The organism is Thiosulfativibrio zosterae, from assembly GCF_011398155.1.
Lineage (GTDB): Bacteria > Pseudomonadota > Gammaproteobacteria > Thiomicrospirales > Thiomicrospiraceae > Thiosulfativibrio > Thiosulfativibrio zosterae.
The window spans coordinates 1122666-1148159 of sequence record NZ_AP021888.1 but is presented as its reverse complement, the minus strand read 5'-3'; the positions used below and the strand labels follow the sequence as shown (position 1 = coordinate 1148159).

The 25494-nt window shown below is 43.0% G+C and carries 26 protein-coding genes; 12 read left to right on the top strand and 14 right to left on the bottom strand.

The window, feature by feature from the left end; all coding sequences use genetic code 11:
- Nucleotide 1: 1 nt before the first annotated feature.
- From THMIRH_RS05120 to earP, 3 genes are all read right to left on the bottom strand, one after another.
- A complete protein-coding gene (locus THMIRH_RS05120) occupies nucleotides 2-1138 on the bottom strand; it encodes an exonuclease SbcCD subunit D (RefSeq protein WP_173291085.1) in 1137 nt (378 codons plus the stop codon).
- A gap of 130 nt (nucleotides 1139-1268) precedes the next feature.
- Entirely contained in the window at nucleotides 1269-1829 is a 561-nt protein-coding gene (gene efp, locus THMIRH_RS05115; protein ID WP_173291084.1) for an elongation factor P, read from the bottom strand.
- Nucleotides 1830-1874: 45 nt separating this feature from the next.
- Nucleotides 1875-3011, bottom strand: coding sequence for an elongation factor P maturation arginine rhamnosyltransferase EarP (gene earP / locus THMIRH_RS05110; RefSeq protein WP_173291083.1), 1137 nt, complete (start codon nucleotides 3009-3011; stop codon nucleotides 1875-1877).
- Nucleotides 3012-3213: 202 nt separating this feature from the next.
- Here earP and THMIRH_RS05105 point away from each other — a divergent pair, with 202 nt between their 5' ends.
- Nucleotides 3214-3720, top strand: a complete 507-nt coding sequence (locus THMIRH_RS05105; RefSeq protein WP_173291082.1) for a Spy/CpxP family protein refolding chaperone — start codon at nucleotides 3214-3216, stop codon at nucleotides 3718-3720.
- 52 nt (nucleotides 3721-3772) lie between these two features.
- On the opposite strand, the gene THMIRH_RS05100 is transcribed toward THMIRH_RS05105, so the two are convergent.
- A complete protein-coding gene (locus THMIRH_RS05100) occupies nucleotides 3773-4675 on the bottom strand; it encodes a LysR family transcriptional regulator (RefSeq protein WP_173291081.1) in 903 nt (300 codons plus the stop codon).
- A gap of 96 nt (nucleotides 4676-4771) precedes the next feature.
- Between THMIRH_RS05100 and THMIRH_RS05095 the strand changes: the two genes are divergently transcribed.
- The 5 genes from THMIRH_RS05095 (at nucleotide 4772) to THMIRH_RS05075 (ending at nucleotide 9391) form a co-directional block, all read left to right on the top strand.
- Complete coding sequence (locus THMIRH_RS05095; protein WP_173291080.1) at nucleotides 4772-5602, top strand: pirin family protein; 831 nt, start codon at nucleotides 4772-4774, stop codon at nucleotides 5600-5602.
- Nucleotides 5603-5728: 126 nt separating this feature from the next.
- Nucleotides 5729-6922 (top strand): GNAT family N-acetyltransferase, encoded by a 1194-nt coding sequence (locus tag THMIRH_RS05090; protein ID WP_173291079.1) that lies wholly within the window; start codon nucleotides 5729-5731, stop codon nucleotides 6920-6922.
- A complete protein-coding gene (gene tsaA / locus THMIRH_RS05085; RefSeq protein WP_173291078.1) occupies nucleotides 6919-7650 on the top strand; it encodes a tRNA (N6-threonylcarbamoyladenosine(37)-N6)-methyltransferase TrmO in 732 nt (243 codons plus the stop codon). The genes THMIRH_RS05090 and tsaA overlap by 4 nt, the downstream gene beginning before the upstream one ends.
- A 3-nt stretch (nucleotides 7651-7653) precedes the next feature.
- Nucleotides 7654-8259, top strand: a complete 606-nt coding sequence (locus THMIRH_RS05080) for a DUF938 domain-containing protein (RefSeq protein WP_173291077.1) — start codon at nucleotides 7654-7656, stop codon at nucleotides 8257-8259.
- 49 nt (nucleotides 8260-8308) lie between these two features.
- Nucleotides 8309-9391, top strand: a complete 1083-nt coding sequence (locus tag THMIRH_RS05075) for an alkene reductase (protein ID WP_173291076.1) — start codon at nucleotides 8309-8311, stop codon at nucleotides 9389-9391.
- A gap of 92 nt (nucleotides 9392-9483) precedes the next feature.
- On the opposite strand, the gene THMIRH_RS05070 is transcribed toward THMIRH_RS05075, so the two are convergent.
- From THMIRH_RS05070 to THMIRH_RS05045, 6 genes are read right to left on the bottom strand one after another with little or no spacing between them, the layout of a single operon-like run.
- A complete protein-coding gene (locus THMIRH_RS05070; RefSeq protein ID WP_173291075.1) occupies nucleotides 9484-10101 on the bottom strand; it encodes a LysE family translocator in 618 nt (205 codons plus the stop codon).
- A gap of 14 nt (nucleotides 10102-10115) precedes the next feature.
- Nucleotides 10116-10391 carry a SemiSWEET transporter gene (locus THMIRH_RS05065; RefSeq protein WP_173291074.1) on the bottom strand — a complete coding sequence of 92 codons (276 nt, stop codon included), beginning with the start codon at nucleotides 10389-10391 and terminating at the stop codon, nucleotides 10116-10118.
- A 55-nt stretch (nucleotides 10392-10446) separates the two neighbouring features.
- On the bottom strand, nucleotides 10447-11127 hold the full coding sequence (locus THMIRH_RS05060; protein WP_173291073.1) for a hypothetical protein: 681 nt from the start codon (nucleotides 11125-11127) through the stop codon (nucleotides 10447-10449).
- Nucleotides 11128-11137: 10 nt separating this feature from the next.
- Nucleotides 11138-11860, bottom strand: coding sequence for an MBL fold metallo-hydrolase (locus tag THMIRH_RS05055; protein ID WP_173291072.1), 723 nt, complete (start codon nucleotides 11858-11860; stop codon nucleotides 11138-11140).
- Between the two features lie 51 nt (nucleotides 11861-11911).
- On the bottom strand, nucleotides 11912-12493 hold the full coding sequence (locus THMIRH_RS05050) for a CPBP family intramembrane glutamic endopeptidase (protein ID WP_173291071.1): 582 nt from the start codon (nucleotides 12491-12493) through the stop codon (nucleotides 11912-11914).
- Between the two features lie 3 nt (nucleotides 12494-12496).
- Nucleotides 12497-13171 carry an RluA family pseudouridine synthase gene (locus THMIRH_RS05045; RefSeq protein WP_173291070.1) on the bottom strand — a complete coding sequence of 225 codons (675 nt, stop codon included), beginning with the start codon at nucleotides 13169-13171 and terminating at the stop codon, nucleotides 12497-12499.
- 186 nt (nucleotides 13172-13357) lie between these two features.
- On the opposite strand from THMIRH_RS05045, the gene THMIRH_RS05040 reads away from it, so the two are divergent.
- The 5 genes from THMIRH_RS05040 (at nucleotide 13358) to THMIRH_RS05020 (ending at nucleotide 19664) form a co-directional block, all read left to right on the top strand.
- A complete protein-coding gene (locus tag THMIRH_RS05040) occupies nucleotides 13358-13636 on the top strand; it encodes a hypothetical protein (protein ID WP_173291069.1) in 279 nt (92 codons plus the stop codon).
- 106 nt (nucleotides 13637-13742) lie between these two features.
- Entirely contained in the window at nucleotides 13743-15092 is a 1350-nt protein-coding gene (locus tag THMIRH_RS05035; RefSeq protein WP_173291068.1) for a GGDEF domain-containing protein, read from the top strand.
- Between the two features lie 137 nt (nucleotides 15093-15229).
- Nucleotides 15230-17740, top strand: coding sequence for a putative bifunctional diguanylate cyclase/phosphodiesterase (locus tag THMIRH_RS05030; protein ID WP_173291067.1), 2511 nt, complete (start codon nucleotides 15230-15232; stop codon nucleotides 17738-17740).
- A 73-nt stretch (nucleotides 17741-17813) separates the two neighbouring features.
- Nucleotides 17814-18365: a diguanylate cyclase domain-containing protein gene (locus THMIRH_RS05025; RefSeq protein ID WP_173291066.1), complete on the top strand. Its 552-nt coding sequence runs from the start codon at nucleotides 17814-17816 to the stop codon at nucleotides 18363-18365.
- A 126-nt stretch (nucleotides 18366-18491) separates the two neighbouring features.
- On the top strand, nucleotides 18492-19664 hold the full coding sequence (locus tag THMIRH_RS05020) for a DEAD/DEAH box helicase (protein WP_173291065.1): 1173 nt from the start codon (nucleotides 18492-18494) through the stop codon (nucleotides 19662-19664).
- A gap of 21 nt (nucleotides 19665-19685) precedes the next feature.
- Here the strand turns inward: THMIRH_RS05020 and fdxA are convergent, their stop codons facing one another.
- Nucleotides 19686-20012 (bottom strand): ferredoxin FdxA, encoded by a 327-nt coding sequence (gene fdxA, locus THMIRH_RS05015; protein ID WP_173291064.1) that lies wholly within the window; start codon nucleotides 20010-20012, stop codon nucleotides 19686-19688.
- Between the two features lie 197 nt (nucleotides 20013-20209).
- On the opposite strand from fdxA, the gene THMIRH_RS05010 reads away from it, so the two are divergent.
- Complete coding sequence (locus THMIRH_RS05010; RefSeq protein WP_173291063.1) at nucleotides 20210-21817, top strand: NAD(P)/FAD-dependent oxidoreductase; 1608 nt, start codon at nucleotides 20210-20212, stop codon at nucleotides 21815-21817.
- 46 nt (nucleotides 21818-21863) lie between these two features.
- Here the strand turns inward: THMIRH_RS05010 and THMIRH_RS05005 are convergent, their stop codons facing one another.
- The 3 genes from THMIRH_RS05005 to lpdA all read right to left on the bottom strand — a co-directional run bounded on the left by THMIRH_RS05005 (nucleotide 21864) and on the right by lpdA (nucleotide 25485).
- Entirely contained in the window at nucleotides 21864-23114 is a 1251-nt protein-coding gene (locus tag THMIRH_RS05005; protein ID WP_173291062.1) for a DEAD/DEAH box helicase, read from the bottom strand.
- A 37-nt stretch (nucleotides 23115-23151) separates the two neighbouring features.
- Complete coding sequence (locus tag THMIRH_RS05000; protein WP_173291061.1) at nucleotides 23152-23583, bottom strand: PACE efflux transporter; 432 nt, start codon at nucleotides 23581-23583, stop codon at nucleotides 23152-23154.
- Between the two features lie 144 nt (nucleotides 23584-23727).
- Nucleotides 23728-25485, bottom strand: a complete 1758-nt coding sequence (gene lpdA, locus THMIRH_RS04995; RefSeq protein WP_173291060.1) for a dihydrolipoyl dehydrogenase — start codon at nucleotides 25483-25485, stop codon at nucleotides 23728-23730.
- Nucleotides 25486-25494 lie beyond the last annotated feature (9 nt).

The window sequence follows — 25494 nt, the reverse complement described above, 5'->3', positions numbered from 1 at the left end:
CTTAGGCTTCTTGGGTGTGAATGGATTTTAGCGTGGCTTCGATAATAGTCAGTTGTTCTGGGGTCATCTCATGTCCGGTGACCTGCTTAAAGAAGTCTTGAATCATATGCTCGGCGCCGCGTTTTAAGGCATCTCTATTGGGGGTTTTGCCCATGGCTTGCGTTAATAGAGTTTTTTCTAGGTGCAAAATATTAGGATAAACCACGCGCAGTTTTCCCATAGGGTCGAGTAATGCCGTCTGGTCGGTGAGGCGCACCATTATATAATCCTCTTTATGCGGATCAGTTTTACCTTGGGCAATAACCTCCTCTAATAAGCCTTCTAAAACTCTGACTTCTTTTTGGGGTTTAAGGGTGAGATGTTGGTGTTTAACCAGACCCTTCTCATCAAACTCTAACAGGGTGACGCCCTTTTTTTGTTGATGCTCTGAGAAGCTGTATTTAAGAAGGGATCCTGAATAGCGAATATGATCGGCCCCCCTTTGCTGTGGACTGTGTAAATGTCCTAGGGCGACATAGTTAAAATCCATCATGGGTTCAAACGACACTCGGTCTGAACCGCCAATTGAAAGGGTTTTTTCAGACTCAGAGGTTTCGCAACCGTCCACAAAGCAATGACTCATCAACAGGTTATTGGCGTTATGCTCATAAACGGCTTTCACTTGCTCAACCAAAAAAGTATGGGCTTCATCATAGCCTTTGACTTCACACCCAAAAGCATCACGCACACTTTCTGGGTCGGCATAGGGAATACCATATACCTTTACGGTGACATCTGCTTTTTGCAAAACCACCGGCACAGTGACTTGGTTGAGATTGCCCAAAATATGAACCCCGGCGGCTTGCAATTGTTGAGACGCAAAACTTAAACGCTCTGCACCATCATGATTACCGGTAATCATAATAATGGGCACATTGATTAGAGCGAGTTGATTGATAAAGCCGTTCAACAGTTTGATGGCTTCAGCCGGTGGAATAGAACGGTCGTAAATATCGCCTGCCACTAGCAAGGCATCCACTTGATGGTCTTTTATATAGGTCAAAATTTGTTCTAAAACAACTGCTTGATCGGCCAATAAGGATTGATTGTGCAACACTCTACCTAAGTGCCAGTCAGCGGTGTGGATGATTTTTAACATTTAACGAGTCTTCCTAGTCTTTTCAAAAAGGCTATCAATAAGTTTTATATTACTTAAATAATATTACAAGACCTTAAAAAATAACCTGCCGCAGCAGGTTACTTTAGCCATTTTAAGCAAAGGCTTAAAATTAAGCGCGCTTACGGAACTCACCGGTGCGAGTGTCGATTTCGATCAGTTCACCGATTTCGATGTAGCTGGCGACCGTTAATTCTGCACCCGTTGATAGAGTCGCTGTTTTCATCACTTTACCAGAAGTATCGCCACGCGCGGCAGGTTCAGTATAGGCAACGGCACGCACAATGATGGTTGGTAATTCAACTGAAATTGGGCGACCGTTGTAGAAAGTCACGTCACATACGTCTGACATACCGTCTTCAATGTAGTTAGCAACATCGCCTAGATCATCTTTTTCAATTTCATATTGGTTGTATTCTGTGTCCATGAATACAAATAAAGGATCAGCGAAATAGCTATAAGTACATTCTTTCTTATCTAAAACGATGTCTTCTAATTTGTCATCTGCTTTATAGACAGTTTCAGTGCCTTGGCCAGTTAAAACATTCTTTAACTTCATTTTAACAACGGCTGAGTTACGACCAGATTTGTTAAATTCTGCTTTTAGGATGACCATTGGGTCATTACCCATCATAAACACATTACCAACGCGCATTTCTTGTGCTGTTTTCATTTCAATTTCCTAGAGTTACAAAAGTGTGGCATATTATATTCATTTTTATAACTTTTTGGCAAAAGTCATTAAATTCTCACTGAGCTCACCTAATTGTTTTATAGAATTTTGCCAAGACTCAGCAGACTCCAGTAATTCTGGTAATACATTCACCATAGTATGCCAATGCTCAAGGTGCCACTGCTCTTGATTCCATGCCACATTGGCTTGTTTTAAGATGGCTAAGGTTGGGTAAATGGCTAAAAAGGCATCGAGCTTATCAAAATGCGCCTGGTCTTCGGTGGGATAAATATGCCAAACAAAGGGTTTGGCAGCCAGTTGCGCTCTAACAAAAGACTCCTCTCCTCTAACAAAGTTCAGGTCACACAACCATAAAAGCTCATCATAAGCTGCTTGGGGTAAAAAAGGCATCACTACAAGCGTGAGCTGCGCCGTTTGCCAAGTTTGCCCCGCTTGCAAACTTAACCCCAACTGAGCGTTTAAATCATTTAACAATTTACCTTCCGGCAAAAAAGCCACCACGCGACGACTTGAGTTTTTAAAGGCGTCTAGCAAACCCAACAATCCTTGATTTTCATAGGCAAACAAGGATACTTTAATTGCGTCATCCAACCCATCAAACGGCAAATTCCAACGCTGACAAAAACGCTGCTGCAGGGTCAAACTGTTTAAAAACTCCATTCTGCGCACTTCATAATCGGGCTCACACATCAATCCGCCCGTGCCCTTGGTCATGCCTGGAAAAAAGAAATGCCGTTTAACACCATTGTTTTGCAAAGCGCCCAGTCCATGACACTCTGCAGCCCAGGGTTCAGCGGTTAAATATTCTAGGTTAATCCAAACACAAGAGGCTTCGCCTTTTTGCCCCATTGCCTGTTGATACTGGATGGGTAATTCACAGCCAAAGGCTTCAATCACCACTTCTGCGACATCACCCATGCTCACCATGTCAAATGCCCTTGAAGTCCAGTGGCAAACCTCAACCCCTTCCAGCCATTGCTTAGCTTGATCTATTTGAGTGTTCGGATGCAACTTTTGTAAAGCCGCTAAGTCATCAACCCATAAGCGCACCGCTTGCTGATGCACTTGAACCAACAATTTTGCCAAGCGCCAACAGACACCTATGTCACCATAATTATCGATAACCGTACAAAAAATATCCCAACGCCTTTTAAAACTCATGCGACTGCTCACGCTTAAACTTTTTAATCATTGCCATATCCTAATGCAACTGCCATCAAGCTACCCAAAAAATTAAACAAATTGAGCATTCATTTTTATATTCAACTTGGGCAATATCCGTTAAGATAGGTTTGCCTTAAAAAAACTGCATTAAAGTTTTTAACCTTTTTACGAATTTTGAACATCTTGATAGGAATTTATCATGAAAAAAACCCTACTGACCCTGACCCTAGCCTCACTTTTTACCCTACCTTCATTGAGTTTTGCCAATGACGCCGCTGCGCCAGAAGCTAAACCAGCTGCCATGCAATCTGCCAAACCGCAACATGACAAGGCCTTTGCAAAAGCCCTTAAACACAGTAACTTCATGCCTGTTTTGATGAAAGCTGTGATGAAAAACCGTGCTGAGTTAAATTTAAGCGATGAACAGTTTGCCAAACTTAAAGCCTACAAAGAGAAAAATTCTCCGGCGGTCATGGCTCAAGTGAAAGAAGTGGTGGCTTTAGAAAAACAAGCTAAAGAATTGGCCCTAAAAGATGGCGATGCTAAAGAAATCGCCAGTTTGGGTGAAAAATCTTTCAAACTGCGTCATGACATTATGATGTCTAAAATTGAATGTCGTGATTTTGTTAAATCGGTTTTAACAGCAGAACAATATCAACAGTTATTAGCCAACTACGGCAAAAAATCGCCTAAAAAACCTGCGTAATAACCAGTTGATACCAAAATAAACATCGCCCTAGCTTTTCAAGTTAGGGCGTCTAGAGTTCCCAAATTCTATTTTTGGCGAAATATGCCGCCAAATAATCAATAAACAATCGACTTTTTTGGGGTAAATAGCGATTTTGCGGATACACCAAATATCCCGCCACATCCGCAATCCCAAAATCCGGCAAAATTCTTTTTAAAGCGCCTTGTTGCTCTGCTTGCCATGCAATAAAACTTGGTAATACCACCAAACCTTGTCCTGCTGCAGCCATATCTCTTAAAAACTCACCATTATTTGCGCTCATATTGCCCTTAATCGGCATTTCATAAAGTTGACCATTGGCATCTGTCATTTCTAACTTAGGATTCGGATCGTTAGAATAGCGCAATATTGCGTGATGCTCTAAATCCTCAAAAGTTTTTGGCTCGCCTTTTTCGGCTAGATAATCTGGGCTGGCATACAAACCCAATTGCGCCCTGAACAACTTGCGTGCTTGAATACTGGAATCCTGCAAACGCCCAATTCGCAAGGCTAAATCTAACCCTTCTTCAATCAAATTCACCTTTCTATCAGTAAAGTCTATTTCTAAATGTAGTTGTGGGTGCTGTTTGGCAAAGGCTTCTATCGCAGGTTTTAAATGCAATAAACCAAAAGACAAGGGCACAGACATCCGCAAGCTGCCCATTAAATACGCATTTTGGTTACTCACCTCATGATTCATTTCTTCCAAGGCTTCTAACCATCGCAACGACTTTTCGTAGTACAAACGCCCGGCTTCGGTTAGATTCGAAGTGCGTGTGGTGCGACTGATGAGTTTTATGCCCAAACGAGCTTCTAAGTCTGCTAACCGGCGGCTAACCGCAGACTTCGCCATATTCAATTGCTCGGCTGCCTTGCCAACCCCACCGGCTTCAACAACCCGAATAAAAATTTCAATCTCTTCTAGCTGCCCCATCGATTATTCCTTTATAGTGAACAATGTTTTCTTAATTTTACGGTTTATCAAAATTTACGCAACAATTAAACTGGAATCAAATTAAGGAGAATCACCATGCGTCAAATTAAAACAATCATTCATGGACAAGCCACCAGTGATGGCGCAGGCGTACAATTGCGCCGCTATATCGGCACTTCTGAAATTCGTAACCTTGACCCATTTTTAATGCTCGATGTTTTTTCAACCGACCAACCACAAGATTACATTGGCGGGTTTCCACCCCATCCACATCGTGGTTTTGAAACTGTGACCTATTTAATTGATGGCAAAATGCGCCATCAAGACAATGCGGGTAATCAAGGCGTGATTGTACCGGGTGGCGTGCAATGGATGACCGCAGGTCGCGGCATCATTCACTCAGAAATGCCTGAACAAACCAATGGGCTATTAAAAGGGTTTCAGCTGTGGATCAACTTACCCGCCAGCCATAAAATGACGCCCCCAAAATATCAAGACTTTGCCCCAGAAGCCGTGCCCATTGAGCACTCCAAAACTGGCGGTCAAATTCGAGTCATTGCCGGTAAAACACAAGCAGGCACAGAAGGCCCCGTTAAAAATACGCTGGTTTACCCCACCTTTTTTGACATTCAATTAACGTCAAAAGAATCCTTTCAACATTCATTGGCGGCAGACGACCAAACTTTTGTGTTTGTACTGGAAGGCCAAATATCGATTGGTGAGAGAACCTTAAAGTCTGGCGAACTAGCCATTTTGACGCAGGGTGATAAAGTGAGTTTGCAAAATACCTTCGAACAAATTAGTCGTTTGATTTTAGTGTCCGGGCAACCCATTCGAGAGCCGATTGTACAACGCGGACCTTTTGTCATGAACACCCAAGCAGAAATAGAACAAGCCTTTACGGATTACCAAGAAGACAAGTTTTAAGCAAAAAACCGCCTAAATTTAACCAGGTCTGGTTAGATTTAGGGCTTTTTTGGGGTTTGTCACATCAAAAAACGGTGAGGGATTGTCTGTTAAAATGGTCAATTATTTTTTTAAGGAATCGAGGGCATGGCCATTTCTGAAACGCTGACTTTGCGATTAATTTCAAATCTTGCAGACATCCCCGCGCAGGATTGGGATGCTATGAATGTTCAGCAGTCGCCTTTTTTAAGCCACGCATTTCTGTCAGAGTTAGAAACACACAACTGTGCCAGTGAACGCTTTGGCTGGATTCCGTGTCATCTAGCCCTCTATGAAAATAATCAGCTCATTGCCGCCCTACCGCTTTACCAAAAATACAATAACTATGGCGAGTTTGTATTCGACCAAAGTTGGGAAAATGCTTGGAAGCAAGTGGGTTTAAATTATTATCCAAAATTACTTAGCGCCATTCCCTATACTCCCGCCCTAGGACAGCGTTTTTTAAAAAACCCTGCGGCCACTGACCTGTCTGACGAAGCCTGTCAAACGGCATTGCTTAATGGGGCACAACAAATCTGCCTGCAAAACAACCTCAGCGGCTTGCACATTTTGTTTGCCCACCCCACTCAACAAGATTGGTTGAATGAACAACCGGCTCAAATCACGCGACACGATTGCCAGTTTCATTGGTTTAACCAAAACTACCAATCTTTTGATGATTTTTTAGCGGCGCTGACCGGTAAGAAGCGTAAAAATATTCGCCAAGAACGCAAGGCGCTTGCGGCGCAGGGCATACAATTTAGGCAACTCAACGGCCACACTGCAAGCGATGAAGATTGGGCAAACTTTAGCCATTTTTACCACAAAACCTTTACCGAAAAATGGAGCACCCCAACGCTCAATGAAGCCTTTTTTAAAGCAGTTGCCAAAAAAATTCCCGAGCAGGTCTTGTTGGTATTGGCTGACGATGCCAAGGGCAACTGTATTGCCGGCGCTTTAATGTATCATTCGCCAACCCACTTATATGGTCGCCATTGGGGTTGTGTAGCCGATGTGCCCTTTTTGCATTTTGAATGTTGTTTTTATCAAGGCATCGAATTTGCCATCCAAAATGGGTTACAAGTTTTCGAACCTGGTGCGGGCGGTGAGCACAAAATTGCGCGCGGCTTTGTGCCAGTACAAACCCAATCAAGCCATTGGCTAACCCGCAATCCTTTCCCAGAAGGGATTGGTGATTTTTGCCAGCGCGAACGACAAATGATTGATGAATATATGACTGAAACCCTAGAACACATTCCTTACCCAGTGTGCCCACAGAATCCTTTGGCGTTTAAACCATGAATCAACCCTTGCCATTTGCATGCCATCAAATTGGATTAGTCCATAGCCCTTTTAAGGAAAAATTTGGCATTCCGCGCCAAACAGGATTGATTAAAGGCAATCTTGGCAAAATTGAACTCTTAGCACCGTGGAATCGCGAAGAAGCCTTAAATGGATTAGAGGGGTTTAGCCACATTTGGGTCATCTTTATTTTTCATGAAGCGATTAAACCGCTGGAAGATTGGCGACCCACCGTGCGTCCGCCACGCGAAGGCGCGAAACGCCAAGGGGTGTTTGCAACCCGCTCACCCTATCGACCCAATCCGATTGGCATGTCGGTTTTGCAATATCATGGCTGGGAAAAATCGAATGGCAAATTGTTTTTAAAGGTATCAGGCTTAGATTTATTGGACATGACGCCGGTCATCGACATCAAACCCTATTTGCCTTATGCCGATCAAGTGCCGCAAGCGCTGGGAGGATTTGCGCATGAAGCACCTGCAAGTAATCTATTGCCCGTTTCTTTTAGCGAGCTGGCACGACAACAATTATTAGAGGTGCAAGAGCGTTACCCAGAACTGCAAGCCTTGATTGAATCGACCTTAAGCCACAACCCGCGTCCGATTCATTTTGGCAATATCGACCAGCGTAACGACTTTGGTGTTAAGCTCTATGAATTCAACATTCAGTATCAAATCTGTGACACTCAAATTTGGGTGGTTTCTCTTTTTAAAAACTCAGCGAATTAAATCATGACCTTTTTACAACAAAAACCTTTCAGTGGCTCGGCCGAAGAAAACAAACAGATCATTTTAGAAGCCTTGCATCCTCTGCTAGTTGATAAACAAAGCATGTTAGAAATTGCCTCTGGCACAGGTCAACACGCCGTGCATTTTGGTAAGGCCTTACCGCATCTCACTTGGCAAACATCAGAGCTTGCCGAGAATATTCCCGGCATTTTGCAATGGCTAGAAGAAGCACAGCTGCCCAATGTTTTAGCACCTTTGGCATTGAATGTATCGGATGCTAATTGGCCAACCCAACCCTATGACGCCATTTTCAGCGCCAATAGTTTTCACATTATGAGTGAAGCACAGGTAAGCGACTTTTTTAGCAACCTGCCAAAAGTATTAAAAACGGGCACCCTGGTCATGATTTATGGTCCATTTAATATTAACGGGCGTTTTACCAGTGAGAGTAATGCACAGTTTGATTGCTGGCTAAAACAACGCAATCCGCTCAGCGGCATTAAAGATAAAGACTGGTGTGATGGCCTTGCAAAACTGGCAGGCTTGCAACTGCTAGACGACATCATCATGCCGCAAAATAACCGAATTTTAGTTTGGAAAGCCCTATAAACCGAATTATTTAACCATTTTATTAAACACAACCACTAAGTGAGGCAACATGAAAAACGCATATCCACACCTATTATCTCCCGTGAAATTAGGCGCTCTTGACCTGCCTAATCGAGTTTTAATGGCCCCCTTAACTCGCGCCAGAACCGAAGCGAATCATATTCCAACTGACCTCATGGCAGAGCATTATGCGCAACGCGCTTCTAGCGGTTTATTAATTGCGGAAGCCACCATGGCCATGGAAGGTTGCAGTGCTTTTTACGCCGAACCAGGCATCTATTCCGCTGAACAAATTGCCGGTTGGAAAAAAGTCACCGATGCCGTTCATGTGAAAGGCGGCCGCATTTTCTTACAAATTTGGCATGGGGGTCGTGCCTGTCACCCCTATTTTAACGGTGGAAAACAGCCTGTTGCGCCGAGCGAAATTGCCATCACCAACGATGAAATTCACACCCCTGAAGGCAAAAAAGCTTATACCGTTCCGAGAGCTTTAACGCTTGAAGAAATTCCTGGCATTATTGAAGGCTTTAAACAAGCAGCCATTAACGCAAAACTGGCAGGGTTTGATGGGGTTGAAGTGCATGGTGCCAATGGTTATTTGCTAGACCAGTTCTTACGCGATGGCAGTAATAAACGCACCGACAGCTATGGTGGATCGATTGAAAATCGTGCGCGTTTGTTACTTGAAGTGTTAGAAGGGGTTTGTGGGGTTTGGGGCAACGACCGTGTGGGTTTGCGTATTTCTCCCGTGAATAGTTTTAACAGCATGGAAGACAGTGATCCTGCCGCCTTAACCGCTTGGTTAAGCAGCAAACTTAATGATTTTAATTTGGCCTATTTACACATCATGCGCAGTGACTTTTTTGGAATTCAAAAAACTGATATTCTCAGCGCCGCCATCCAAAATTATCAAGGCAACCTAATCAGCAATATGGGCTATGACGCTGCCGAAGCCGAAGCAGCGATTGCCAGAGGTGAATTAGTGGCGGTGGCATTTGGCGTGCCCTACATAGCCAACCCAGACTTACCAGAGCGCTTTGCCGCAGGTGCAGAACTTAACCAAGCCAACCCAGATACCTTCTATACGCCAGGCCCAGAAGGTTACACGGACTATCCTTATATGAATGCGTAATCATAGATAACGCCTAACGCTTTTTTTAACAAAAACCGCCCAGTGCGGTTTTTTAGTTTTGGCATTACCTTAACTTCAATGCTATTGATTAGCTAAGTGGCTAAGGCCAATCCTAAACCCAACAAAATATGAAAAACAGCACTGGTTTTACTCACCCAATAACTGCCATGTTCTGACGCCAAAGACGCTCTCGCCAGTTTTGCCATGACCGCATACAAACTGTGAATCACCACCACCAAAACACAATAGGTTAATACCAAAAACCAAAACTGCCACAAGGGGTCTAGTGCAGAATCTGTGACTGCAATAAACTGCGGAAACACCGCCATAAAAAAGAAAATGGGTTTGGGATTTAACACCGTAATACCCACGCCTTCCACAAATCTCAATCGATGGGTTTTATCAACAACCGTTTGCGTTACTCGATATTGCGGTTGGCTTTGCCACAGTCTAAACCCTAAATACATCAAATAAGCAGCCCCTAGATATTTCAATACCGTAAATGCAATGGGCGAAGTCGATAGCACCAAAGCGATGCTGGTTGCGGACAAAACTGCCACCACAAATATGCCTGCGGCAATGCCAAAAATACCCGCCAAAGACCCTCTAAACCCATAACGCAAGGCATTGGTTAGGGTGAGTAAAACGCCTGGCCCAGGACTGGCGATGGTGATGATGGTAATGAGTAAATATAAAAAGTAATTGTCCATCTTAGCCTTTAAGGTTACCGAGCAGACAGAACATGGCGTAGTTTTAAAATCAAAATAGGACTGGCAAATAGCAGAGTAATCGCATTGGCTGCAATCAAAGTGGGATCGGCAATTAGCCAGCCATAGACCAACCATAAGCTGACCCCCGTCACAAACAAACCATACATCCACAGCGAAATGGACTCGGTACTTTGACTGCGAAGGGTTTTAATTGCTTGGGGTAAAAATGAAATGGTGGTTAGAAAACCAGCAATATAACCAATGACTTGGGGTTCAAAACTAAAGGCCATAAAAGACTCGCAATAAAAGTTGGGGGAGAAATAAAACACTAACCGCTTCTGGGTTTTAAGCTCGAAGCGGTTTCACATTTAATAAAGACACAAACAGTGAAATGACAATGGTGCCAAACGCAAAACAAAAAATGCCCTGCGAAATACTCACCAGCCAAGTAAAGGCATCAGCCGGGGTAAAAGCACCATTCATCGTAAAATGTAAGGATACAGAATGCACCAATCCCGCAAACGAATGAGGTGCACCAAAGAAGCTGGGCACATCTTCAAACTGACCTTGCAATTGATAAACCGTGGCAAACAAAAATAGTGCAGTCATAAAGTTGACCATTGCCAAAACAATGACCCGACCGGTGGCAGAAACCATGGTGCCTTCGGTGATTTTGCAAATCCCAAATAAAATCACACCAATTTCTTTATTCACTATGCCAAAAATTCGCAATAACAATAACACCACAACCGCTGTGACAATGGCAGAATTTAAAATAGAATCTGCATCCCCTGTTAAATTGAGCGCCACCGTTAGGCCAACCAGTAGCATCGAGCCGACCAACCAACTGACAATATAAAACTCTGACAAAAATAATCGCTTATTGCGCAAGGCTTGCCAAGCGTCTGACTCGGGTTCAAACGCCAGTTCTTGTTGCTTAAAATAACGGTCTATCCAAAAATATGGTGACAAGGCATAAACCCATCGAATCATTTGTTTGACTAATTCAGCTACATTTAAGCGCATTCTGTGTTCCTCAAAAGACTAGGGTTTGGCCTGCCAGCAATAGTGGCAATTCAGGGTAAGATTCATAGGCTTTGGCTTTTGACAAACCATGCCCCAATATAAAAACACCAGGCTTTAACCAAGGCTGAATTTGCGCAAAATCGGCATGCCAAGCATTCGGTTTAGGACGTGCATCCAAAATAAACACCTGGGCTGGCGCTAATTTCTCATATAAAGCAGTGCTCACACAAGAATCTGCCGTATAGGCCAATCGAATTTGCCCTTGCGCATCCATCAGCCTAAAACCAAAACTCAACTCGGAATGTTCACCGCGGTAAAACGCCAGCGTCAATCCAAAGCCCAGTTCAAAAGATTCCCCTTCAGGTAAACCAACCCAATCGGCTAAGGCTTCTGGCTTTGCTTGTTGATGATGTTCCGCCATGCGGTGTTGTTTGAGGCGTTGCATGACCTCGGTTTGAGCAATAATTTGCAGACGATTGCCACGCTTAAGTTCTACCAAAGCCACGACCGGCAAATCACCGGCATGGTCTGAATGATTATGGGTAATGATGACTTTTGATGGAAACTCACCAAACTGACGCATCACTTCTCTGCCCACGCCTAAGCCCAAATCCACCAAACAAAACGGCTGCCCATCGCAACTTAACATAAAGCTACTGCTGGTTAAGCCTTCATAAACCGAAGATGCGCCAGCCCCAGAGCCCAACACGGTTAATTCATAAAAAGATGACATGACAAGCGTCGCTCCATGGTTATCTGCTGCGAGGGATTATAAAAGCTAAGCTCATTGAACAATGGCAAGATTAACCCCTATCAGAATAATCACCATATGCACACTGGTTGCCCATAACATTGCTTTTTGCAAACTCTGTTGTCGGTAATGCAAATAGATGCCCCCTAATAATCCGCCCGTGATGAGTAAAGCCAGCGCATACCAAGGGTCTGAATAGGCTTTGGTGTGTACCATTGTAAATAATACCGTGGTCAATAACAGCGCGGTTCGAGGAGACAATTTTTTAAGTAACCCTTCAAATAAAACGCCTCTTAATAGAATTTCTTCAACCAACGCAGTCAAAATGAACAACTGCACAATCCTTGCCAATCCCAGTTGCGAGGTGATTGCATCCAGCAATACAAAGCTCGCCAACAAGCCCAGCAACCAAAGCCAAGAACCCAGTTTGAGTGGTTCAATATAATGGTGAACCACACCCAAAAATAAAACCAACCCCACAACTCTGTCTAAATCCCAATAACCATCCGCATAGTGCCAGTCAATAATGTGCACGGTTTTGGTTACGATTAACAAAACAATCGCCAAACTTATTAAAGCAAGACGATTTGAAGCTGGGGTTTGCAAAATCTTCATGGCTTAAAAAGGCACGACGCTATTAAATGTGAGCAACGCTTTACTCACAGGATGTACAAATTCGATCTGATTAGAGTGGAGTAATAATCTTGGAGATGCGTCTAAAACCCTGGGGGACGCATAAAATTCATCGCCCAAAATGGCATGACTCAAGGCACGCAAATGTAAACGCAATTGATGAGAGCGCCCTGTGATGGGTTTGAGCAAAACACGCGTTTGCTGTTTTTCAAAATCTCTGGCCAGCACTTCAAAGCGTGTCACAGAAGGTTTGCCTGTTTGGGTACAAATTTTGTAGCATCGTGGATTGGCGTCATCTTTAGCAATCGGCAAATCAATCTCACCAACATCGTCCGTCATCAAACCATCTACAATTGCCGTGTATTGTTTGTGAACTGTGCGCGCTTGAAACTGTTTACTCACATCCGATAAAGTCGCTTTATTCAGGGGTAAAATAACCAGGCCTGAGGTATCGTAATCCAAACGATGTACCACCATGGCGCTTGCAAACTCAGTTTGAACACGACTGACCAAGCAATCATGATTGGCGGGATGCCGACCAGGCACTGTTAATAATTTAGTGGGCTTATTCACCACCACCAAATCTTCGTCCGCATAAATCAACTGATAGGCTTCTGTGGTGGCTGGCAAAATGCCTAATTCTTGAATCTCTGTGGTCATCTCATGCTCGTTTGTTCATCTCAAGTCAATTGGGGATGAATTTTAAACTAAAACGCGCTCCCGAAAGACCTAACCATAACTTTTGTGTTTACATCGGGAATTTAATGAAAACTGTTGAGTTAAAAACACGGCTTGAAAAAGCCCGTTATAATGAAGGCTTAATTATCTTTAGAGCCCTGCCCCAACATGAAATCCGTCTTAACCAAACTTTTTGCCCCCATCTTAAACTTATTTGAAACAGGTGACTTGCCAGAAAACTATCGACCATCGCACAGGACCTTTCTAAAAATCTTAGGCAGTTTGTTTTTAATGTTAGCAGGCGTTGCGGTTTATTTTGGCTTTCGGACAAACGAAATGGCTGCACTTTTACCCGCCTTTATTTTTGCGGCCATAGGATTCATCAGTTTAATTGTGGCATTTTTAGGCAGTGATAAAGCCGTATCTAATATTTGGCGAAACCGATAATCCAGTTCGCATTTAAACACCCGAGCAGTCGACTGTTTTAAGAATAATATTTATGTGGTAACATCATTATTTACGCTTATCTTAACAACTCAGGGAAGGGTTTCTAATGCAAACTTTACAACAATTCTTTATTGGCAACCTTTACACCCCAGACAATAACCAACTATTAGAAGCCTATCAAACATTTATTAAAAATAATGCCGCTGAATGCACCCAAGCTTTTTATGATGTACTGCTCACCGACTCAGCAACCAAGCGTTATCTAACCAATCAGTTGGTTGAAAACCATCTTAAAATTGAATTACAAGCTTGGATAAAACAAACCCTTAGCCCCAAATTCTCGGATGAAGACATTCAAACCCTAGTGAATAAACAACGACTGGTTGGCGAAGTGCATTCACGCATTGAAGTGCCCATGCATATGGTTAACAGCGCCATGAGCACCATTAAGCAGGTTTTATTTATTAACCTGCGTAACGATGCCAACATTCCAGACAAACTCAAAGCCGATTTAATCATTCTGTTAAACCTACTCTTGGATTCAGCCCTGAGCCTCATCAATGAGTCTTACCTTGATCAACGCGTTAACACTGAGCGCCATGCACAAGAATACAGAAGCCGTTCTAGTGCGCATGAAATGGCGATTGAGATTGAACGCGTTAAAGGCGCTCTATTTGGTTGGATGACGCAATTTATGTCTGATTTGCTAACCCATTCTACCCACCGCAAAGTGGATATTCATCATCAAGAATTTGCCCTCTGGATTCGTCATAAACTGGGCTTTTTTTGCACCGACCCAAGAGTCACCAACAAAATCATCCATAACTTAGATGAACTACAAGATTCCCTTAATGAACTGCACCATTCCCCTAATGCGCCCAAAGAGCAAACCATTCAAAAAATCAATGCGTTAACCAATGAATGTGGCTGGATGCTCGGGCAAATTGCCGACAAAAATATCGAAGACGCCACGCGTGAAGATGCTTTAACCAGTTTAATTGAACGCCGTTTTATGGCGCCTATTTTACAAAGCGAAACTCAGCTAGCGATTAAAACCCAAGAGCCCTATACCCTGCTGATGATTGATGTTGATAACTTTAAATCTGTCAATGATATTCACGGTCACCAAGCAGGCGATGCCGTGCTTTCAAGCATAGGCCGCCATTTAAAACGAGCTTTAAGAGTGACCGATTATGCCTTTAGATTTGGTGGCGAAGAGTTCATGATTTTGATGCCCGAAACCTCTCTTGAAAATGGCATTCTTGCTGCTCAAAAAATCTTAGATAACATTAGACAAAATGAAGTCAAACTAGACAATGGCAGAACCTTGAAAGCAACGGTGTCGATTGGTTTAGCACAATTTGAACAAGACCCAGACTACCAACAAGTTATTAAAATTGCCGACGAAAAATTGTATGAAGCCAAGCATGCCGGTAAAGACCGCTATGCATACTAAAAGTTAAAAGCATGAGCACATTAATTCTTTTTGGTCAGCGGTTTTTAATAATGCAATAAAATATAAACTTCAAACCTTAACAATTAACCCGCTCAACAGCTGTTCAATTTAAATGAATGCAATTCAGTAGGCAATCCATGAAACCTATCGACAAAAATCCACCCAGTTTAAGAAATCGATATATTCTGCTGACCATTTTGATTGGGTTATTTGTCACGATTATTGTTTCTTTCAGTTATCAAAATCTAGTGACTACGAAAGATTCAGTGAATGCGGCTTATGAAGGTTTGCTTCAAGAACAAACTCACATTGAAGAAGTCAGAAACACCCTACTGATCGTCAACAAAGACATTAATCTATTTTTGCTAGACCCGCTTAACGAAAATCTCATTCAAAAAATTGCAGCCAATACCAACGCTGCTTTGAAAAGCTTAAATGCACTGGGTAAATCCAAACATCCTTATCATCAAGATATTTCTGCTTTGACTGTCATAGCCGCTCACAATGTTAAAAAACTGAAAACAGAAGTTGAGCACTTGATTGAATATCGCTTGGATATCAACAAACAATATCCAGGTTTGAATATATCCGCCAATATCATGGAAAGTAAACAAGACTCTATAAAATCTGGGTTTGAAATTTTAATTAACGAAATTGAATCCAATAGCATTCAACTCAATTCGCCCGAAATCTATCCGTTATTATTGAAATCTCAATCTATTTGGATAAATGCCATCTCTCAAACCCGCATTTACATGGCTAATCGTTTGGCTTCCTTCACCACCGAAATATTAGAAGATCAAGGAAAAAGCCTAAAAGACATACACACCCTTTTCACTCAAAACCTACAAAAACTGCAAAGTTTGTATTCCAAAGAAGACAGTTTTGAGGCCGAAGACATACTTAAGAACGCATTACACAACAGCCAAGATTGGTATCAAGATTTCATTAATCTTAGAAAAATTTCAGAATCGGATCAATGGCGCTCAGATACCCTAATCATTAAAACCCGCGTGTTTCCAGTGATTGAAGACATCAGCCAAAACATTATTGATATTGAAAAATCCATTCACTCTGAAAAACTCAGTACCGACGAAGCCCTTAAAGAAAGTGACGAGGCTTTTAACAAGCTAATTTTTGCCATCATTGCCCTTTTCTTGTTATTTATTGCCTCTATTTTAGTTTCTATGCAATGGATGCTGTTTTCACCGATTGAAAAAGTTTCTTTAGCACTGCGCTCTAAAGCTTTCGACATAGACTTGCCCAATATCCATTCGTCAAACACCAGAGAAGTTGGACGACTGATTGATGCCTTTGTTGAAATGGACAAAGAGGTCACCCTGCGCCAAACTGCGCTTGAACATCAAGCCATGCACGATCACTTAACCGGCTTGCCTAATCGTTTTTTACTGAATCAACGCATCGAGTATCACTTGCTAAATTCAGAAAGACGCCAGTGCCCGTTTGTGCTTTACCTAATGGATTTAGACTTTTTTAAAGACATCAACGATACCTTGGGACATGCCGCCGGTGATCAGCTGCTTATAGAAGTTTCAAAGCGTATGCAAGAGCTCATTCAAAAATCGGATACCTTAGCCAGATTAGGCGGGGACGAGTTTTCCATTCTATTGCCCGATGCATCCAAAGAGCGTGCAACCCGCCTTGCTGAAGATCTGATTCAAAAAATTAGTCAACCCGTTGAAATCAATGGTCAAAAGGTCAATATTGGTATCAGTATAGGCATGGTCAGCTATCCAGAAGACGCTACCGATATGGAAAGCTTATTTCAATATGCCGATATGGCGATGTATACCGCCAAACGCAATCGTACAGGCCTAACCTTTTACGACGCAACCCAAAACATCTATAGCAAAACCAGACTTAACCTGATTCACGATGTTGCAGAAGCTTTAGAACAAGATCAATTTGAAATTTACTTCCAACCCAAAATTAATGCCGAAAATGGTGAGATTTGTGGCGCCGAAGGCTTGTTGAGATGGAACCATCGAGAATATGGGTTTATCTCTCCTGAAAAGGTCGTCGAAGGTGCCGAACGCGCGGGATTTATTCACAAACTATCACTCAGTATGCTCAATAAAGCCGTTTCTGAATGTAGTCAATGGCACAAAGCAGGCTTCCCTATCACGGTTTCTGTCAACCTATCCGTTAGAGATCTCTCTAACTTGGACTTAACAGATGAAGTCAAATTGATTATGGACAACTACCAATTAGACTATGGTTATTTAACACTCGAAATTACTGAAAGCGTCATGATGGAAAATCTGGCGGTTTCTTTAGAGGTTTTAAATAAATTGCATGATTTAGGGGTTTGCATTTCTATTGATGACTTTGGTACAGGTTTTTCATCCCTAGCCTATTTAAAACGCTTGCCAGTGACTGAACTTAAGATCGATAAGTCATTTATTATGGAAATGAATGAAGACGCAAATGACAGAAAAATTGTCAGCTCAACCATCAATCTCGGACACAACTTAGGCTTAAAAGTCATCGCAGAAGGTATTGAAACTCAAAAAGTTATGGACCTGCTCAAAGAAATGGGCTGCGACCAAATGCAAGGCTATTTTATTGGCAAGCCCATGACACCAGAAGCTTTCCGCTATTTTATAAAAAACCATTCCAACGCTTAACAGCATTTATTGCAACACGCCTGACGGTTGCTGATAAACTGCTGAGCCTAATCAATCAAACTGGTCTTGCTCTATGCGTGAATTCTTAGAAAATGATATTGTTCATCTCATTATTTTATTAATTACCATGACCATTATGATTTTAAGTTTCAAGCTTAAAAACTGCATTCTCCTGAATAAGTTCATTCCCGTCTACAAATACGACTTTTTGACCGGCTTAGAATTGCGCCAAGATTTTGATAAAAAAATAACCAAACTAATGAAAGAGGCAACGCCCTTTTATATTTCATTAATTGACATCAATGACCTGCACAGCATTAATAAACAACTTGGTTATAGAGCGGGTGATGAAGTCATTAAAGAAGTGGCCAATGATATTTCTAAATTGCTCAAAAAAATTAAAAACCTCAATATTTACCGCATAGGTGGTGATGAGTTTATCGTGATTTCACAAGATGACATCAACCACCAATTAGATCAGTTGGCAAAAGCCTCTTATGCAACCGCCTACTTTAATGGAGACAAAGATTACAACGCTTTGTTTGATGAAATCGATCAAGCCGTCATGCTTGTTAAAAAGCAAAAAATTATTAAAGGCGAATTTCAAGACCGTCGTCAACATTAAAAAAGCTCATTAAAAATGACCAGGCCTGGTTATTTTTAGCGTATTTTGATGTTTTTTATCGCTTATTTTGAGCCAATCATTATATTCTTACAATGAATCTTCTCGAACAAACCTTCAAGGATAACCATGCCCTTTTCAAAACTTGGACTCATCGACCCACTCTTAAAAGCCATTTCAGAATTAGGCTACAAAACCCCTACTGAAATCCAAAAGAAAGCCATCCCTGTGATTTTGTCTGGCAAAGATCTCATTGCAGGTGCACAAACCGGAACTGGCAAAACAGCCGCCTTTGGTTTACCTATTTTACAAACCCTCAGTAGCTTGGGCGAGGTGCGTGGTCGTTCCATTCGGGCATTAGTTTTAGCACCGACCCGCGAGTTGGTTATTCAAGTTGAAGCGAACATTCAGGCATATGCAAAATATTTAAAAATATCTTCTTTAGCGGTTTACGGCGGTTCGGACCTTGAAGCGCAAAAACAAGCACTCGCAAATGGCATAGATATTTTAGTCGCCACGCCAGGTCGATTATTAGACTTAGCCTATCAAAGAGCGTTGTTTTTTGATGACTTAGAATTTTTAGTTCTCGATGAAGCTGACAGAATGTTAGATATGGGGTTCATCGACGACCTCCATAAAATCATCGAGCGTCTGCCCGAACATCGTCAAAGTTTATTGTTTTCAGCCACTCTGACAGATGACGTTCGATTTTTAGCCAAGGTCGTCAATCATGATGCAATTGAAATCAGCCTGTCCTCCAACGCCAAAAGTGCGCCAAAAATAAAGCAATGGCTAATAACGGTCGACAAAGACACTAAATCAGCGCTATTGAGCCATTTAATTCAAGAACAGCATTGGAATCAAGCACTCATTTTTGTTGAGAAAAAACACTCCGCTGCCAAACTGGTTGAACAACTCGGCAAACGCGGCATCCTCGCCGACTCAATTCATGGTGGCCGAAGCCAAGCCATGCGCGAAAGCGTTTGGCAAAGCTTTAAAGAGGGAAAATTAAAATATTTGGTTGCCACAGGCATAGCGGCGCGTGGCCTGGATATGGAGAAGCTAGAAAGAGTCGTCAATTATGACCTGCCTTTTCCTGCAGAAGATTACATTCACCGTATTGGCAGAACCGGCAGAGCGGGTGAAACTGGAGAAGCCATTTCTTTAGTCTCGAAAGACGACTTTAAAAATCTTTGCGCCATTGAAAGCCTGTTAGGGCATATCATTCAACGCCAAGAAATCGAAGGGTTTCCCGTGAAAAAAACCGTACCGATTTCTATTTTAAATTACCGAACAAACTAGGGTATAAAACAACTGTTAGGGTTACTCTATTTCTAGGTATTGGGCTTTGTCTGCAACACCATTCCATTCATCGGCATCTGCTGGCGCAGGAATGACTGCGTTAATGACTGGCCAAATGTGTGCTAAATCTAGATTGATTTTGCGAAACTCTTCCATTCCTTCAGGCAGAGCGTCTTCTTGAAAAATGGCTTGTGCAGGACATTCTGCCGAGCATAAATCGCAATCGATACACACCTCTGGATTAATGACCAAAAAGTTTGGCCCTTCGTGAAAGGCATCCACCGGGCAAACCGCCACACAATCAGTGTATTTACATTTAATACAATTTTCAGTCACTACAAATGCCATTTTCTTTCTTCGCCTTAGAGTGTCGATTTCTGCTAAAATTTGGGGTTAATTTACGTTTAACCACTCACTTTTAAACATCAGTATACTACGGATTAAGTGGCTGATTGCAAGCTAAAATCTAGCTTACTAGCCTGTTTTAAACCTTGAGTGTTTCTTTATTTTTACTATAACTAAGTAACATAAACTTTGGATTTCTCATGATTCGCATCACCAATGTCAAACTCCCTCTAGATCACACCCCAGACCAACTGCAAGCCGAAATCCTCGCGACCCTAAAAATCCAAGCAGAGCAGTTGCTTGACTTTACGGTATTTAGACGAGGATTTGATGCACGAAGCAAACACAAGATTAGTTTGATGTATACCTTGGATGTCGAAACTTACAATGATGAAGCCTTGCTTAAAAAACACAGCCAAAATCAAAACATCCGCCCGACTCCGGATATGTCTTATAAATATGTCGCTCAAGCCCCTGAAAATTTAACAGAACGCCCAGTGGTTGTTGGCTTTGGTCCTTGTGGTATTTTCACAGGATTAGTCTTGGCAGAAATGGGCTATAAACCAATTATTTTAGACAGAGGAAAAGAAGTGCGTGAACGCACCAAAGATACTTTCGGCTTTTGGCGCAACCGCACCTTAAACACCGAGTCGAATGTGCAATTTGGCGAAGGCGGCGCGGGGACTTTCTCGGACGGTAAGTTATGGACGCAAATCAACGATAAAAAGCATTACGGCCGTAAGGTGATGCAAGATTTCGTAGATGCGGGTGCGCCAGCTGAGATTTTGTATGTCAGTAAACCGCACATCGGTACGTTTAAACTGGTGGGCATGGTTGAAAAAATGCGCGCTAAAATTATTGAGTTGGGTGGTGAAATTCGTTTCAATTCAAGAGTTGACGACTTGCATATTGAAGATGGGCAAATCACAGGCTTAACCCTTTCAAATGGTCAGCAAATCCATTCTAAATATATTGCCTTGGCCACGGGTCACAGTGCGCGCGACACCTTTGAAATGTTGCATCATAAGGGGGTGTATATCGAAGCCAAACCCTTTTCGATTGGCTTTCGTATCGAACACAATCAATCCGCAATTGATGAGGTGCTGTTTGGTAAAAACGCCGGCAATCCTTTGCTGGGTGCGGCTGACTATAAGTTGGTACACCATTGCAAAAATGGTCGCTCGGTTTACAGTTTTTGTATGTGCCCTGGTGGTACAGTGGTTGCAGCGACCTCTGAAGAAAAACGTGTGGTGACCAATGGCATGAGCCAATACTCTCGCAACGAACGCAACGCCAACAGTGCGATAGTGGTTGGCATAGACCCCAAAGATTACCCCAGCGACAGCCCTTTGGCCGGCATTGAACTGCAACGCCAATTAGAAAGCGCCGCTTATGTTTTGGGTGGCGAAAACTATGATGCACCAGGACAATTAGTGGGCGATTATCTGGCCGGTAAATCTTCTGCACAGCTTGGCAAAATAGAACCCTCTTATAAGCCTGGTGTAAAACTCACCGATTTAACCAAAATATTACCCGACTATTGCCTTGAAGCGATTCAAGAAGCCATTCCAGCCTTTAACAAAAAAATCAGCGGATTCGCTTTAAAAGATGCCATGTTAACCGGCGTTGAAACCCGCACCTCCTCCCCTGTTTGTATCAAACGCGGTGACGATTATCAAAGCATCAACACCAAAGGCTTGTACCCTGCTGGAGAAGGTGCCGGTTATGCAGGGGGCATTATGTCAGCGGCCATAGACGGCATACGCGTGGCAGAAGCCATGGCACTGGCGATGAATGAGGCTCAATAAAATCAACATGACTGACTCAAACTAAAGGCTGGCTGATATTGGCAACTTATCTTCTTCTGGAAGATTTTGCCCGCCGATGCGAAGATTTGGGTTTGCTACTAGGCTTTCTGTCAGGCTCAAAACACCCATATTCGGCATCATCATACGGGCTTTTGGGCGCTTTTTCTGTGGGCATAAAACCACGCAAAATCTTGCGTTCTAGGGTCAGCCCAATGAGTTGCTCAATCGACTTTAATTGTTTGTATTCCGCCTCACTGACTAAAGATACCGCCAACCCCTCCGCCCCAGCACGCCCTGTGCGACCAATCCGATGCACATAATCTTCAGGGACATAGGGCAAGTCAAAATTCACCACACAGGGCAGTTGACTGACGTCCAATCCTCGTGCCGCAATATCAGTTGCTATCAATGCCACTATTTGTCCATTTCTAAAGTTTTCCAAGGCTTGAGTGCGCGCGTGTTGTGACCTATCGGCATGAATAGATTCTGCTTTTATACCCGCTTTTTTCAATTCACTTACCAAAATGTCCGCACCCTTTTTGGTGCGGATAAACACTAAGACTTGATGCCATTGATTTCTCTTAATCAAATCGATCAATAATTCGCTCTTGCGCTCTTGATCAACCGGATGCACCAACTGCTTAATAGCAGTGACTGTGCTATTAGCTGCTGCCGCTTCTATCATCAGCGGATTGGTAAACATTTTATGAGCAAGGGACTTAATCGCTTCAGAAAAAGTCGCTGAAAACATTAAGGTTTGACGCTTCTCTGGCAGTAACGCCTGGATACGCTGAATATCGTCAATAAACCCCAACTCCAACATACGATCCGCTTCATCCAGTACCAAAATCTCTAGCGTGTCAAAGCTCATTGCGCCTTGACTATGCAAATCCAACAAGCGACCCGGGGTTCCCACCAACACATCAACCCCGATTTGTAGTTCGGCGATTTGTGGTTCGATTCTTACTCCGCCAAACACGGCGGCAGTGCGAATTTTTAAATGTGTGCTATAAACTTGAACACTTTGCATCACCTGAGCCGCTAACTCTCGGGTTGGGGTGAGCACCAAAGCACGCACCTGCAAGGCTTGCGGACTCTCTCCTCTCGACAACAATTGCAACATCGGCAAAGTAAAACTGGCTGTTTTACCGGTACCTGTGTGCGCAGCCGCCATGACATCTCGCCCGCTTAAGACTGCAGGAATCGCTTCAAGTTGTATTGCGGTTGGCGAGGTATATCCTTGCTCGGCAATCGCTTGCAAAAGTTCATCACATAAGCCTAAAGTGGCGAAAGACATAAAACTTCCTTAAATCAAAAATTGGATAATGGGCTAATCATTTACTTAACGGCAGATGCAACGTAAATAATTGGTCAAAAAGTAAGGTAAATATAAAGGTATAAACCAAAAAGAAAAGCAACAAAGCCGCTTCCATTGTAAAAGCAGTCCAGAGGTCAACCCCATACCACACCATATATAATGGCAAACAAATCAGCACCAAGCCACCCTCAAATCCTAAGGCATGAAGACTACGAATAGCAAAAGTTCGCTCTTGAATTTGCTGACGCATCTCCCAAAACTCGAATGCGGTATTAAACAGATAATTCCAAATACCTGCTGCGAGCGAGATAAAAATCGCAACGGGTAAGGACTCTTGGGCATCGCTCTCACTTAACAACATCAATACCAGCGTTGAAAATATAATGGCAGTAATTTCAAACAAAACCACATAAGTCAGGCGGCGCTTAATGGGACTCAAGGTTATCAAAGAAAATCTCCATCAGGCACTTAGAGCGCATTCATATTGGCTATAAAAGCAAAAAACCCCACTAAAATTGACCAGGCCTGGTTATTTTTGGTGGGGTTTTAAGGGCAAAAACCTATTGTAAGTGTTGTTTTAAAACGCTTAAAACTACTTTTTCTTTTTCGGTGGCAACAAGTCGGTAATGGTGCCTTCCGCCATTTCTGCCGCAAACCCTAGGGTTTCTGACAGGGTTGGGTGCGGATGAATGGTGAGCCCAATGTCTTGCATATCAGCGCCCATTTCAATCGCCAACATGGCTTCAGCAATCAGTTCACCTGCGTTAGGTCCGACAATACCCGCACCCAATAAACGATGCGTTTCGGCACAGAATAAGGCTTTGGTTAAACCTTCGTCACGCCCAAGGCTTAAGCTACGGCCAGAAGCTGCCCATGGGAAAGCACCTTTTTCGTATTCGATGCCTTCGTCTTTAAGTTGTTGCTCAGTTTTACCCGCCCAAGCCACTTCTGGATCAGTATAGGCCACTGATGGAATGCTCATCGGTGTAAAGGCACTTGGCAAGCCAGCAATCACTTCCGCAGCCACTTTTCCTTCGTGAACAGCTTTGTGTGCTAACATGGGTTGCCCAACAATATCCCCAATGGCGTAGATGTGATCGACATTGGTTTTTTGACGCTGATCGACTTCGATAAAGCCCCAGTCATTGACCGCAACACCGGCTTTGTCGGCATCAATCAATTTACCGTTAGGTGCACGACCAACGGCGACTAAGATGCGATCAAAAGTATCCGTGGCTGGACATTTTTTGCCTTCAAAAGTCACCACCAACCCTTCAGGCTTGGCTTCAACATTTGTGACTTTTGAACTCAAGAAAACATTTTCATATTGCTTTTGAATTTTCTTTAACAACGGCTTAGAAATGTCTTTATCCGCGCCGGGAATAATGGTGTCACCCAGTTCCACTACCGTGATTTTAGCGCCAAGTGAATCATAGACCTGCGCCATTTCCAAACCGATAATGCCGCCACCAATCACCAGCATACGCTTAGGAATTTCTGCCAACTCAAGCGCATCGGTAGAATCCATCACACGAGGGTCATCATGTGGGATAAATGGTAGTTTAACCACACGAGAACCCGCCGCGATAATGGCATTTTCAAAGCCAATGGTTTCGGTCGTGCCATCGGCTTTTTCGACGGTAACTGTGTGTGAAGAACTGAACTTGCCATAACCCTGCACCACTTCAACTTGGCGTGCTTTAGCCAAAGCCGACAAACCGCCGGTCAGTTTATTGATAACACCATCTTTGAAGGCACGCATTTTATTGGTGTCTATTTGTGGTTCTGCAAAGGTAATGCCATGGTGATGCATTTCGCGGGTTTCATTCAAAACCACCGACATGTGCAATAAGGCTTTAGAAGGAATACAGCCCACATTCAAACAGACGCCACCAATGCTAGCGTAACGCTCAATCATAATGACTTTTTTGCCCAAATCTGCCGCACGGAAAGCTGCCGTATAACCACCAGGCCCAGAACCTAACACCAAAACTTCACATTGCTTGTCAGCAACAGGAACATCCGTCGCTGCAGCTGGGGCAACTGTTTTTTCTGGCTCTGCGGTGGCGGTAACGCTTTCTTCCACATTGGCTGCAACCGTTTCGACATTGGCAATTTCCATTTGTCCGATAACGGTACCTTCTTTAACTTTGTCGCCAATAGCAACGGTTAAAGAAATGAGCTTACCTGCAAAGGGCGCTGGAATTTCCATGGTGGCTTTGTCAGATTCTAGGGTTAGTAAAGAATCGTCTTGAATAATCTCATGGCCAGGTTCCACCAGCACTTCAATCACTTCAACTTCTGCAAAATCACCAATATCGGGAACTTTAATGTCAACTATTGTACTCATTTGTTAAAA